We start from the raw sequence: 12,962 nt of genomic DNA, 5'->3' as shown, positions 1-12,962 counted from the left end.
GTGGGAACTCCTCGGGGTCAGGACGCCGCGTCGGCGGGTACGAAACGTCGGAAGATGGCGTCCACGGACTCCCACAGCTGCGGAAACAGCGTGCGTTCGGCCATCTTGCGCAGGGAGAGCGTGGACTCGCCGCGCAGGCTGGTGGGCTGCCGTACGGGGCAGCCGGGGGCGCCCGCGGAGCGCGGCCCGGCGGCGGACGTCCCGGCCGCGGTGTACGGCTCGCTCTCCGGGTGGCCGCCCAGCTGGCCCCATACGAGGCGCAGGTGGAGCTGCTTCCAGTCACCGACCGCGCCGTCGAGGCGCATCAGGCCCTGTCGGACGAGGGCCAGTTCGACCGCGTCGCGCTCGCCCTCGGTGGGGCGGGCGGTGCGGCCCTGGGCGGAGATCAGGTCCTCCAGGGTGAGGCCCGCCCGGTCCAGCGCCCGGGTGAACGCCCGCCACAGCGGCTGCGCGGCGCGGCGCAGGTTCCGGGAGCCCGGGGAGTCCAGCCCGGTGGTGTTCTCCGGGAACGTGTCGCGCATGGTGAGCAGGGCCGTCTGCGGCAGGTACTCCACCAGGGTGTTCAGTGCCTGCACCGGGATCCGGCCGAGGGAGGCCGCCCGCTCCAGGACCTGCGCGGCGAGGAGGTGGTCGCCCTCGTCGACGAGGCCGACCGCGCGGACCATCTCGAAGTGCATCGCCGCCCAGGCGTACTCGGTGATGAGGTGCACGGACTGGAACAGCCGCTGGTCGGGGTGGACGAGCCGGTCCTCGGGGAGCAGCGCGTCCAGCGCGGTGGTGAGCCGGGTGTCCTCCTCGTAGTTGCTGCCCCGGTCGTACTCGTAGACCAGCAGGCGGTCGTCCGCCGACGGGTTCAGTGCGCGGCGGGCGGCCCCCGGTCGTCCGGTCGTGGCGCGCTTGCTCATGGGCTTCGGTGTCCTTCTGTTCGAAGATCGCGGTCAGCCGGCGGCGGACTGCTGCTCCAGGGCGGGTTCGAGGTCGGCCGCCGGGACGTTTTCCGGGGCGGTGTCCGGGGCGGCCTCCATGGCGGGGAAGAGCCGGTTGCGTATCACCGACGCCAGGTACGGCACGCCCTCGGTGGAACCGGTGCCGGTCCGGTGGCCGATCATGCGCACGGCGAGCCGGTAGTGGGTCTGCTTCCACCGCTGGTGCACCGCTTCGAGCTGCCGGGCGGCGGCGCGTACGGCGGCCGCGTCCGGTTCGGACAGCCAGCCGATGGAGATCACGTCCTCCCAAGTGCCCTGGACGGTCTCCCGCCCGGCGAGCACCTCGTCGCGCACGCCCGGTACGGAGGTAAACGCGGGCGAGTCGAGCCGTGCTCGGGCGGGGGTGGAGCAGTACGACTCGAAGGTCTTGTAGCCCTCGGACTGGATGGCGCTGGCGCCGTCCGTGTACTGCCGGAACACCTGGAACGACTCGGGCTGCATGGTGGCCAGCAGCGAGAACAGCGGCAGGGACTCGCGCAGCACGTCGGCGACGGAGGCGATGAGCACGGCCGCCTCGGCGGGCCGCTCGCCGCGCAGCACGCCCACGGCGGCGTCCAGCGTCGCGGACATGAAGGTGAAGGTGGCCTCGAACGCCTGCAGGACGCGCAGGAACAGGTACTCGTCGTGCAGGACGTAGACGGGCTGGACGCTGGCGAGCAGCACCAGCCGTTCCTCTTCGGTCGCGGTGGCGAGCACCGCGTCGGCCAGCTCCCCGGCCGGGGTGCGGCCGGGGGTCGTGGCGACCGAGACGGGGTCGACGGCCCCGTCGAGGACGCGCAGGGCGGCCGGCTCCATCACGCGGGCGGCGAGCCGCAGCCGCTTGTTCAGCAGCAGGGGCGTGGGGAGCATGCCCTGCGGGTCGGCGGGTCGGCCGTCCAGCACCCGGCGTTCGAAGCCGATCAGGTCCGCGAGCAGCAGCAGGACCGTACGGTCCCGGCGGCGGCGCAGGGCCTCCCAGTCGCCGGGGGCCTGCGACCCGAACCGGCGCAGCAGCGGCAGGGCCGTGTAGCTGGGGTAGTCGTAGCGGTCGTCGAACTTGTCGAGGACCACGTCGAGGAAACGGGCGAGGGTCGTTGCGGAACCGGTGGCGCCGGTGGCCCCGGGGGCGCCGGACGTTTGCGGCGTCTGCGCGGACAGCACGCCCCGGCATTCCGCCAGGACCTCCAGGATCCGGGGCGCCAGGAAGTGCTTGCCGACGGCGCGCAGGTGGCGGATCACGGCCTCGTACGGGAAGTCCGGTCCGCCGCCGGTGTCGCGCCACTCGCAGAGTTCACGCCAGAGCGGTTCCTCGAAGTCGTCCATGGTGTCTCCTCGACGGCGGGTAAGAAGTCACTTGAGATTCACCAGGGGCTCTGGAGGCCCGCTCAAATCCCACTGCACGATCGGCGGCGGGCCGTGCGGGCGCCGTCGGGTCGCGCGCCGCGGACGTCCGTGCAGTGCGCCGTGCGGGGCAGGGGGCGGGACCGTCCGCTTGCGGATCGGGCGGCACCGGAGCTCACAATGAGGACTAACGGTGTGAAACCGGGCCCGCGGTGTGTGCGCGGGCCCGGAGCCGGTGGCAGGGCCGGATGGCTCCGAGCGGTCACGCGCTTTCACGTCACGCGTCCCGATCCCGGCGGGAAGGGGAGAACGTGAGTTCCGAACCGCGGTCCGAGCACCCCACGGGCCCGCCTTCCGGGCCTCTTTCCGGCCGCCCGTCCGGCCCCCCTTCCGGCCCGCCGTCGAGACCCCCGCCACCGCCCCCGCCTGCGGGGCCGCCCAGGGGGCCCGGTGGGCCGGGTGGCCCGGGTGATGAAGGGGGGCGCCCCTGGTGGCGGTCCGTGCCCCGGATCGCGGCGGTCACCAGCGCCATTGCCATCGCGGTGGTCCTGGCCGTCGTACTCACCCGCCCGAGCGGCGGCCCCGCGCAGGCCGGCGAGGTCATCCTCCAGCCGACGAGCGATACCGGTCCGGATCCGTTCACCCCGTCCACGGCGAACGCGACGAACGCGGTGCCGGCCGCCGCGCCGGCGGACGCGCCCGCCCAGGCCGGTACCCTGCGCAGCGTGTCGGGTACGGAGCCCGGCTTGTACGGCGGGACCCGCAACCGTGCGTCCTGTGACGTGGAGAAGCAGATCCGCTACCTGAGCGCCGCCCCGGCCAGGAACAGCGCGTTCGCCGCCGCGCTGAACATCCAGCCGGCCGCGGTCCCCGGATACCTGCGTTCGTTGACGCCCATGCAACTGCGCTCGGACACCCGTGTCACCAACCACGGCTACCGCAACGGCACCGCGACGAGCTACCAGTCGGTTCTCCAGTCCGGCACGGCCGTCCTCGTCGACGCCCACGGGGAGCCGAAGGTGCGCTGCGCCTGCGGGAATCCGCTGGCCCGGGCGGTCGCGCAGAAGGGCACGCCCAAGCAGACGGGGACCACCTGGTCCGGATACCAGCCGCAGAACGTCGTGGTCGTCAACCGCGCGCCCGCGGCGGTCAAGACCTTCGTCATCCTCGACGTGAAGGAAAAGAACTGGGTCAAGCGGCACTCCGGCGACCACGGCCACCGTGACACGAAGACCCACCCCCCGCCGAGGCACTGGCCGCTGCCGCCGCCGCCGACGAAGTCGCCCTTCACCAAGTCACCGTTCACCAGGTCGCCGGCCACGCTGAACCCCGGCACCAGGTCACCGGGCACGAGGCCCCCCGGCATCAAGCCTCCGGCCAGCAAGTCCCCCGGCGCCAAGCCCCCGACCACCAAGTCGCCGGGCACGAAACCCCCCGAGTCGAAGAAACCGGTGACGAAGCCCCCCAAGACGAAGGCACCGGCCTCGAAGCCCCCCAGGACGAAGGCACCGGCCTCGAAGCCCCCCAAGACGAAGGCACCGCTCAACCCGGAGTCCGCGGCCCCGGAGTCGAAGACCCCGAAGACGAAGGCCCCGAAGACGAAGGCCCCCGAGTCCAAAGCACCGGCGCCCGTAACCCCGGAGTCCCCGCCGGCGGTGCGCAAGGAACCCGTGCCGGAGACCCCGGAACCCCGGCCCCTCAAGACGGCGGCCCCGCCCCCTGCGTCGCCGGCCGCGCCCGTGACACCGGCGGCGCCCGTGACACCCCGGGGCCCGTCGCCCGCGGAGCCCGAGCCCAAGGTGACGGAGCACGTCCGCTCCGAGCCTCCGGCCCCCAAGTCCGAGGTCAAGCCGCCCGGCGACGAGACGCAGAACCGGCAGCGGGAGCAGCCGCCGCAGCAGGAGCAGCAGCAGCAGCAGCAGCAGCAGCAGCAGCAGCAGCAATAACGACGTCGCGCGGAACGCCGGACGCCGGAGAGGCGATGGCCTCTCCGGCGTCCGGCGTTTCCGTGCGACACGGCGTCGGTCTCAATTGCCGATCTTCGCCTTGATCAGGTCCTTCAGGTTCTGCTTGAGGTCCTGCTTGATGAGCTCCTGCTTGGTCACCGTGCCACCCGTGCCCGCGGCGTCCCCGGTCACCGCGGTCGAGTCGCCCTGGTTGATCGCGTCGGCACTCGCGTCACCGCTCCTGGCATTGCCGGTGCGGATGTCGCAGCCGCCGTCGCAGTTGGCCACACCCGAGTTGGCGGCGCCCGTCCTGGCCTCACCGCCGACCGTCGTGTTCCCGGCCCTCGCGTCCCCGCTCGTACCGATCCCGTCGGCACTGTCCTGCACGAACGACGCCACCTGCTGCGGGGCGGCCACCGGAGCGGCCATAGCCGTCGCCGGAAGGGCGATACCGCCACCCACGAGAGCCACGGAAGCACCGGCCAGAACAATACGACGGTTCCAAAAACGCTCGAACATCAGAATTCTCCACTCACATGAGGAAAAGGGGTTATGGGCCGCCCTTCCTCCGGGAGTTCCGGTGAGGGCGTACTTCCAATAAACCAGCCCCGCACATACGCGTCACGCCACTGGAACACGTGACTTGACCGTCACAAGAGATCTTGATAAGGCGGATCCGTGGCTGCGACAAAAATGCGCCACCCCCTCGACGGCCCCTTCGTCAGGGAAGTCCGGCGCGTCGTGGGGCGGCGCGGGCGCACACGGCCGTGCCCCGGAGAGGCCAGTCCTCTCCGGGGCACGGTGCAGGGGGCAGCTCTCCGGGACGGGGTCCCGGGGGCCGTGGGGCGGGTGGAGCCTCACTTGCCGAGCTTCGCCTTCAGTTCCTCCTTCAGCTGCTTCTTCAGCACCTGCTTGGTGACGGTTCCGCCCTTGCCCGTGGCGTCGCCGGTCACCGCGGTGGCATCACCCGTGTTGATGGCGTCGGCGCTCGCGTCACCGCTCCTGGCGTTGCCGGTGGTGATCGTGCACTTGCCCTTGCAGCTGCCCACCCCCGAATTGGCGGTGCCGGTGGTGGCGGTACCGCCGACGGTGGTGTTGTCGGCAGTCGCGTCGCCACTGGTGCCGATGCCGTCGGCACTGTCCTGCACGAACTTCGCGACCTGCTGCGGGGCGGCCGCCGGAGCGGCCATCGCCGTCGCCGGGAGGGCGATACCGCCACCCACCAGGGCCACGGAAGCGCCGGCCAGAACGATACGACGGGTCCAAAAACGCTCGAACATGAGAATTCTCCACTCAATAGTAGGGTTTTTCACAAGTACCCCGCTGGATGGCCCGGGCTTTTCTCCCGGTTCCGTTTCCTCCGGGAGTTCCCGGTGGGGCGTACTTCCAATAAACCCGGCGAGCGAGGAAGCGTCACGCCACTCGAATACGTGGCTTGACCGCCGTCGCCGATCTTGATAAAAGGCGTCCGCCACGGGGTGACCGGCCCGCGGCGGTCGAACCGGATGCCGGAACTCGCGGCGAACACGCCGCACCGCGCGAGATCCGGCTCGCGGCATGATCCACACGCTAACGTCACCTCGCAAAAGCCCCCGGGGATCCCCCCGGTGTCTGCATCACCCCGGACGCATCCGATCGAAGCCCCAGCGCCCGCCCGCTCGGCCGCAGGCGAAGACTTCGCACACGAACCCCGGAGAGTTTCCGATGAAAGCGCGTTCCTGGACCCGTCGTATCGTGCTGGCCGCGGCTTCCGTGGCACTGACCGGCAGCGTGGTCCTGCCGGCGACCGCGACGGCCGCATCCGCAGCCCCGAACTACGCCACCGTCCTCACCCCAGGGGGGTGCACCGGCCTCTGCCACGACAGCACCAACACCGCCGCGGGCGCCGCCACCTCCGGTTCCTGCACCGGCCTCTGCCACGACAGCAGCAACACGGCCGTGGGCGACGGGGCCTCGGGCACGTGCACGGGCCTGTGCCGGGGCAGCACCAGCACCTCCGTGGGGGTGGGCGCGTACGACGAGTGCACGGGCCTCTGCGGCAGCAGCACGAACACCTCCGTCGGCGCCGGCGCCCGCAGCCTGTGCACCGGTCTCTGCGGGGACAGTGTCAACACCGCCGTGAGCGACGACGCCGTGGCCACCGGTGCGGTCAAGGCGATCACCGCGGTCCGGGAGGGTGCGCGGACCGCGAGCGGCACGGACGGCGGCACCACCACCGCCAACGCCACCGCGAGCAGCGGCGCCGCCACGGCCGAGAACAACACCCTCGGCGGCACCGCCACCACCGGCCCCGCCAACACCGGCGTGGGCACGTGCATCGGCAGGTGCACGATCACGACGGGCAACGCGACGACCGGCAGCGCGAGCGCCGACGCCATCAACAGCGGTTCCGCGACCGCCGTCAGCGGTGACGCGACCGCCACGGGCGGCGGCCTCGACTGACCCGCGGGCGCACGCACGGGCACGCACCGCGGACGCCGGAGGGGGACGCGCCTCTCCGGCGTCCGCGGTTTCCGCGTGCGATCGCCGCCGTCGGAAGGACGCACGGTGCGTCCCGTCGCCGGTCGGCGGCGCGCCGGTGCCGGCGGGACTGCGTTGGTGCTCCCAGGCCCGCTGGATCATGCTTGTCTGTGGGGCCCGTGGCCGTGCAGTTTCCCGTGGGGCTCCGGTAGCGGAACGAGCGAGGGCGAGTGAGCGGCGATGGAGCAACTTCCCACCTCTCCTGGTGAGCGGCCGGAGGAGCCGGACGCCTCCCCTCAGCGGGCGTACACGGCCACGGCCACCATCAACGAGCAGGGCATCGTGACGGAGTGGAGCGAGGGTGCCACCCGACTGCTCGGCTACGAGTCCTCCGAGATCGTGGGGCTGTCCGCCGAACGTCTGCTCGCCGATGCCGCCGCCGACACGGCTCAGCGGATCGCTCCCGGCCAGGAGCGGTGGAGCGGCACGGTCGGGCTGCGGCACCGGGACGGCCGCCGCCTGGAGCCGGGTCTGCTCGCGCACCGCTGGACGTCGAGCGGCGGGACCGCCAAGTGGTTCGTGGTCTCCGCCGTGCCGAGCGGGGCGGCCGCGCCGTCGAGCGAGCCGCTCAAGGAGCTGAAGGAGTGGGCGTTCACCCAGTCCCCCTGCTTCCTGGCGGTCTTCGATGCGGAGCTGCGGCTGGTACGGGCGAACGAAGGCATGGAGCGCACGCTGTCCCTCACCGAGGCCGAGATGCGCGGCCTGCGGCTGCCTGAGATCGCTCCGGATCCGGTGAGCGGCGAGACCGAGCGGCGGATGCGGCTCGTGCTGGAGACCGGGGATCCGCAGTACGTGGAGGAGTTCATCCGCCCCACGGCCGCCGGGACGGAGCACGGTTGGGCGGCCTCGCTGGCCCCGCTGCGGGATGCGGACGGCCGGGTGCGCGCCGTCTGCCTGGCCGCGCACGACCGGCCCGGGACGGAGAAGGGCGTCCGGGAGCACCTGCACCTGCCGACCGATGTCGCCGCCCACATCGGCACGACCCTGGAGAGCGCCCGCACGGCGCAGGAACTGGTGGACGTCGCCGTCCCCCGGCTCGCCGACTTCGCGGTCGTCGACCTCCTCGAACCGCTTCCGCGCGGGGACGAGCCGTCGTCCGTACCGGGGGCGGGGCCGGTCACGGTCAGCCGCACCGCGGTGCGGTCGGTCCTGGAGGGGGGTCCGCCGTCCGGGGTCGCGATCGGGGAGACGACCGTGTACCCGCCGCTGTCGCCGCCCGCAGAGTGCCTGGCCGCGGGACGCGGCGCCGTGTACGGGGCGGGCGATCCGGCCGTCGTCCGGTGGGCGGAGCAGGACGCCGGGGCGGTCTGGATCGGCGAGTACGGGACCCACTCCGTGATGGTGGTGCCGATGCGGGCGGGGGACACCACGCTCGGCGTGGCCCTCTTCGGGCGCCAACTGCACCGGGAGCCCTTCCAGCCGGAGGACCTGTGGCTGGCCGAGGAACTGGGGCACCGGGCGGCCGCCGGCATCCACGACGCGGGCCGGCACCCCCGCGAGCACACCACCACGATGACCCTGCAGCGCAGCCTGCTCCCGCACTCGCTGCCCGAGCAGGCGGCGCTGGAGATCGCCTCCCGCTACCTGCCCGCCGGCACCGAGGCCGGCGTGGGCGGCGACTGGTTCGACGTGATCCCGCTCTCCGGGGCGCGGGTGGCGCTGGTCGTGGGCGACGTCGTCGGGCACGGCATGCGGGCGGCCGCCACCATGGGCCGGCTGCGCACCGCCGTGCGCACCCTGGCCGACGTCGACCTGCCGCCCGACGAGCTCCTCACCCACCTCGACGACCTGATCATCCACCTGTCCGCGGACGAGGGCGACGAGGACCCCGGCGGGGAGGCCGCCGGGGGCATCGGCACCACCTGCCTGTACGTGGTATACGACCCGGTGACCCGGCGCTGCACCCTCGCCCGGGCCGGCCACCCCCCGCCGGCCGTGGTCTCCCCGGAGGGCTCCGTGTACCTCATCGACGTACCGGCCGGCCCGCCGCTGGGGCTGGGCGGACTGCCCTTCGAGACGGTCGAGGCGGAACTCCCCGAGGGCAGCGTCATCGCCCTGTACACCGACGGGCTGCTCCAGACCCGGGAGCGGGACATCGACGAGGCCCTGGACAGCATGCTCGCGGCCCTCTACCGGCCGGCCGGCACGCTGGACACGGTCTGCGACCGCGTGCTGACCGCCCTGCTGACCCACCCTCCCGAGGACGACGTCGCCCTGCTCGTGGCCCGGACCCGGGCCCTGCACGCCGACCAGGTCGTCGTCTGGGACCTGCCGTCCGATCCTTCCGTCGTGGGCCAGGCCCGCCGGTTCACCACGGACCAGCTGACGGCCTGGGGGCTGGAGGAGGCCTCCTTCGTCACGGAGCTCCTGGTCAGCGAGCTGGTCACCAATGCCATCCGCTACGGCCAGCCGCCCATCCAGCTGCGGCTGATCCACCAGGACAGCACGCTGATCTGCGAGGTCTCCGACTCCAGCAGCACCGCCCCGCACATGCGGCGGGCCCGGACCTTCGACGAGGGAGGCCGGGGTCTGCTGCTGGTCGCCCAGCTCGCCCAGCGCTGGGGCACCAGGCCCGCCCCCGTCGGCAAGACGATCTGGGCCGAGCAGTCCCTCGCCGGGTTCTGAGGGCCTCGCGGGGCGGCGTACCGCGGGCGCCCGCCGGCCACGGCGCGCCGCGCGAACACGGGTGAAACAGGACGAAAGTGCCCTGTGACACGCCTGTGACAGTCGACGGACACGGCCATGACGTCGCGCGGCCAGTCTTTTGAGCAGGGACAAATACCGACATTCAGGTATAGATCCCCTGCTTCCGAGGGTGTGAGCAGTGATGACCGAACCGATTCGTCGGAGGAAATCCCATGAGCCTCACCCTGACCGCCCCGACCGCCCCGACCGCCGAAGCCGCCACCACCACGCTGGCCCCGCGCGAGCAGGAGGCCCTGCGGCACATCGCCTCCGGCTGCACCTATCTGCAGACGGCCCGCAACATGGGGCTCTCGAAGCACACCGTCGACGCCTACCTGCGCCGCATCCGGGCCAAGCTGGGCATCAACACCACGGCGGAGATGACCCGCCTGGCCGTCTCCATGGGCCTGTGACGGCGCCGCGAGCGGAAAGCCGGCCGCCCTGTGCCGCCGCCAGCGGGCCGCCGGTCGGTGTCAGTCGGTCGGTCTGACGTGGAACACCGCGGCAGCCCAGGCCGGGGGCCGCGGCGGCGGATCGGCGTCCACCCGGGCCCCCTGAGACCGGCGCAGCGCCCCGGAATCGGGGTCCGAGTGCCGGGCGGCGGTCCCGGTGGCGGCGCGCAGGGCGGCCACGAACTCCAGGCAGGAGTCGTAGCGGTCCTCGGGCACCTTCGCCAGGGCCTTGCCCAGGACCTCGTCGGCGGCGGGCGCGATGTCGGGCCGCTTCTCGGTGACGGGGGGCGGCGGATCGTACTGGTGGGCCCACAGCAGCGCCGCGTCCTCCTCGCGCTCGAAGGGCGGCCCGCCGGTGAGGGATTCATAGACCACGCAGGCCAGGCTGTACAGGTCGCACCTGCCGTCCACCGGCCGGCCGGAGATCTGCTCGGGCGCCATGTAGTCGAGCGTGCCGACGAACTCGCCGGCGGTGGTGAAACCGGTGAGCGACAGCGACTTCTTCGTCAGCCCGAAGTCCGTGAGGTAGACGTGCTCGGGGTGGTCGCTGTCGGTGCCGGCGGCTACCAGGATGTTGCCGGGCTTGACGTCCCGGTGGACCAGGTCGTGCTCGTGGGCCGCGTCGAGTGCGGACGCCACCTGGGCGGCGATGCGCACGGCGGTCGAGACGGGGAGGGGGCCCTCCCGGTCCAGCAGGGCCCGCATGTCCAGGCCGGAGACGTACCGCATGGCGATGTAGAGGACGCCCTCGGTCTCCCCCGCCTCGTAGATCGGCACGATGTGGGGGTGGTCGATGGACGCGGCCACCCGCGACTCGTGGGTGAAGCGGCGCCGGAAGGTGTCGTCGCGGGCCCGTTCCGGGGCGATCAGCTTGAGCGCGACGGTGCGGTCCAGACGCAGGTCCTTCGCACTGTAGACGACGGCCATGCCGCCGCGGCCGAGCATGCGCTCGACCCGGTACCCCGCGATCTGCTTCCCGATGAGGCCGGAGCCGCGGCCGCCCGTGTACAGGCTCAGGTTCGACGCCGTGCCCATACCGGGAAGTCTATCGAGTGATCCACACGAGTGCCCGTTCGCGGCGGCCCCGGGGGGTCGGGTGGCCGTGCCTCGGGCAGGTGCGGTGCGCATCGCACGGGCAGGACGAGGGAAGAGCAAGGTGACGAACGCTCACCGGGCGCCGTCTCCCGCCGACGCGGGCGTCAGCGGGGAGACGGGCGGCGGCAGGCCCGGGTCAACGGCCGAGGGCCTGCTTCAGCTCGGCCTTGTCCATCTGGGAGCGGCCCTTGATGTTCCGCTGCTTGGCCTCGTTGTACAGCTGCTCCTTCGTCGGCCCCTCGGAGCCGCTGTGGGACCGCTGTCCGCCGCGCCGGGACGAGGACATGTCCTGGATGGAGGAGCGGCTGGCGGTCTTCGACTCACCGGAACGGGCGCGCTCCTTGTTCACCGTGCGGGCGGCGATCTCCTCGGCCCGCTTCTCGGACTCGCCGCGGTCCAGCGCGGAGTCCTTGATGTGTTCGTACTGTCGTTCCCGCTTCGGGGAAGAGCCGCGGGGCATGGCTTCTCCTTCCGTACTTCGTTGGACCGGAGCGCGGTGGCGGCTCAGGCCGTCCTGCCGCGGCCGGTGACGAGGTCGCGTGCCCGGTCGACCAGGCCGAGGCCCGGGGCGAGCAGCTTGTTGGCGGGCGGGGTGGAGGGGCTGCCCGGGTGCGGCCGGGTCGGTGCGATCTTCTTCGCACGCCGGATGCGCTCGCCGAGCTCGTCAAGGTCCTGCTGCGGGCAGTTGTGCCGCAGGGCGGGGAAGAGGTTCTCCTCCTCGTCCTTGATGTGGGCGAGGACCTCGGTCTGCAGTTCGCCCACGCACCGCTCGAACTCGGGGCCCGTCGGATCCAGGTCCTCCAGCTCCTTGAGCATCTTCTCCACACGGGCGTGGTCGGCGATCTCCTTGTCGGCGATCCGGTCGCCGCCGTCGAGGTGCTCGCGGACCGCCGGGTAGAGGTACTGCTCTTCCGCGACCGAGTGGCGGACGAGTTCGATGGTCAGCAGGTCCGCCACCCGCCGCCGCCGGTCGCCCTCGGTGGTGGTGCGCAGTTGGGTGAAGTAGTCCTTCACCTCGTCGTGGTCGGCGGTGAGTTCCTTGACGGCGTCTCCACCGTGTCCCATGGGGTGCCTCCCAGCACGTGGTCCGGGACGGTCGCCCGGACGCCACTGCAAGGCGCCTGCCCCGTCGCCCGCGCCTCATGCCCGGTACTCGCCATCCGGGCGGACGGGGGGTAGGCCAGCGGGTTGCGGGTAGCCGCGGTGACATGACGCCGTACATCGCACCGCCCTTCGCCCCGGCTGCCCCCGCTCTCCCCCGGTTGTTCGCCCCGCCGGGGGTGTACCGCCCCCAGGCGGACACCCGGCTCCTGGCCGCGGCCCTCGACCAGGAGGAGCTGGGCCCCGGCACCACGGTGATGGAGGTCGGCACCGGAACGGGGGCCCTGGCGCTCCGCGCGGCCGGCCGGGGGGCGCGCGTCACCGCGGTCGACGTTTCCTGGCCGGCGGTGCTCACCGCGTACGCCAACGCGCGGCTGCGGCGGCTGCCGGTGCGGGTGCTGCACGGGGACTTCGCCGCCCGGACCCACGGCCGGCGGTTCGACCTCGTCCTCGCCAACCCGCCGTACGTCCCCTCGCCCGACCCGGGGCCGCCGGTCCGCGGCGCCGCCCGCGCCTGGGACGCCGGGCCGACCGGGCGGCTGGTCATCGACCGGATCTGCTCGTGGGCCCCGGCCGTGCTCCGGCCCGGCGGCGTGCTCCTGATCGTGCAGTCCGCCATGTGCGGCCCGCCCGCCACCGTGCGGCTGCTGGAAGGGGCCGGCCTGCGCGCGGGCGTCCTGCTCCGCGCGGCCGTGCCGTGGGGTCCGGTGCTGCGCTCCCGCCGCGCCTGGCTGGAGGGCCGGGGCCTGGCCGACTCGGGCGAGGAATGGGAAGAGCTGGTGGTCATCCGTGCCCGGCAACCCTGACCGCCCCCCGGCCCCCTCAGCCGAGGCCGAGGCCGCAGTGACGTCGTCCGT

General features: G+C 72.8%; 11 protein-coding genes and 1 pseudogene. 5 read left to right on the top strand and 7 right to left on the bottom strand.

The annotated features are described in order from the left end of the window. Window positions 1–17: 17 nt before the first annotated feature. Complete coding sequence (locus ACSHWO_RS29130; protein ID WP_385817566.1) at window positions 18–905, bottom strand: hypothetical protein; 888 nt, start codon at window positions 903–905, stop codon at window positions 18–20. A gap of 33 nt (window positions 906–938) precedes the next feature. Beyond that, the gene (locus tag ACSHWO_RS29125; protein WP_438316393.1) at window positions 939–2,288 is read right to left on the bottom strand and encodes a tryptophan 2,3-dioxygenase; all 1,350 of its coding nucleotides are present in this window, start codon (window positions 2,286–2,288) and stop codon (window positions 939–941) included. Between the two features lie 329 nt (window positions 2,289–2,617). On the opposite strand from ACSHWO_RS29125, the pseudogene ACSHWO_RS29120 reads away from it, so the two are divergent. Further along, window positions 2,618–3,877, top strand: a pseudogene (locus ACSHWO_RS29120) (DUF6777 domain-containing protein); the annotation flags it as partial. Between the two features lie 456 nt (window positions 3,878–4,333). Here the strand turns inward: ACSHWO_RS29120 and ACSHWO_RS29115 are convergent. Together ACSHWO_RS29115 and ACSHWO_RS29110 are read right to left on the bottom strand one after the other, a co-directional pair. Beyond that, window positions 4,334–4,771: a hypothetical protein gene (locus ACSHWO_RS29115; RefSeq protein WP_385817585.1), complete on the bottom strand. Its 438-nt coding sequence runs from the start codon at window positions 4,769–4,771 to the stop codon at window positions 4,334–4,336. Between the two features lie 338 nt (window positions 4,772–5,109). Beyond that, complete coding sequence (locus tag ACSHWO_RS29110) at window positions 5,110–5,532, bottom strand: hypothetical protein (protein ID WP_385817592.1); 423 nt, start codon at window positions 5,530–5,532, stop codon at window positions 5,110–5,112. A gap of 424 nt (window positions 5,533–5,956) precedes the next feature. Between ACSHWO_RS29110 and ACSHWO_RS29105 the strand changes: the two genes are divergently transcribed. The 3 genes from ACSHWO_RS29105 (at window position 5,957) to ACSHWO_RS29095 (ending at window position 9,870) form a co-directional block, all read left to right on the top strand. Continuing rightward, window positions 5,957–6,694: a hypothetical protein gene (locus ACSHWO_RS29105; protein ID WP_438316390.1), complete on the top strand. Its 738-nt coding sequence runs from the start codon at window positions 5,957–5,959 to the stop codon at window positions 6,692–6,694. Between the two features lie 258 nt (window positions 6,695–6,952). Then, a complete protein-coding gene (locus tag ACSHWO_RS29100) occupies window positions 6,953–9,397 on the top strand; it encodes a SpoIIE family protein phosphatase (protein ID WP_438316387.1) in 2,445 nt (814 codons plus the stop codon). A 233-nt stretch (window positions 9,398–9,630) separates the two neighbouring features. Further along, a complete protein-coding gene (locus ACSHWO_RS29095; RefSeq protein WP_385817661.1) occupies window positions 9,631–9,870 on the top strand; it encodes a response regulator transcription factor in 240 nt (79 codons plus the stop codon). Between the two features lie 60 nt (window positions 9,871–9,930). Here the strand turns inward: ACSHWO_RS29095 and ACSHWO_RS29090 are convergent, their stop codons facing one another. The 3 genes from ACSHWO_RS29090 to ACSHWO_RS29080 form a co-directional block, all read right to left on the bottom strand. Then, entirely contained in the window at window positions 9,931–10,944 is a 1,014-nt protein-coding gene (locus ACSHWO_RS29090; RefSeq protein ID WP_438316382.1) for a serine/threonine-protein kinase, read from the bottom strand. Between the two features lie 196 nt (window positions 10,945–11,140). Continuing rightward, entirely contained in the window at window positions 11,141–11,464 is a 324-nt protein-coding gene (locus ACSHWO_RS29085; RefSeq protein WP_361098256.1) for a plasmid stabilization protein, read from the bottom strand. A gap of 44 nt (window positions 11,465–11,508) precedes the next feature. After that, window positions 11,509–12,069: a hemerythrin domain-containing protein gene (locus ACSHWO_RS29080; RefSeq protein WP_438316379.1), complete on the bottom strand. Its 561-nt coding sequence runs from the start codon at window positions 12,067–12,069 to the stop codon at window positions 11,509–11,511. A 143-nt stretch (window positions 12,070–12,212) separates the two neighbouring features. On the opposite strand from ACSHWO_RS29080, the gene ACSHWO_RS29075 reads away from it, so the two are divergent. Next, entirely contained in the window at window positions 12,213–12,911 is a 699-nt protein-coding gene (locus tag ACSHWO_RS29075; protein ID WP_438316376.1) for a HemK2/MTQ2 family protein methyltransferase, read from the top strand. The last annotated feature ends 51 nt before the right edge of the window (window positions 12,912–12,962 follow it).

The organism is Streptomyces pallidus (ex Mingjun et al. 2026), from assembly GCF_051550185.1.
GTDB lineage: Bacteria > Actinomycetota > Actinomycetes > Streptomycetales > Streptomycetaceae > Streptomyces.
This window is presented reverse-complemented; position numbering and strand designations above follow the sequence as displayed.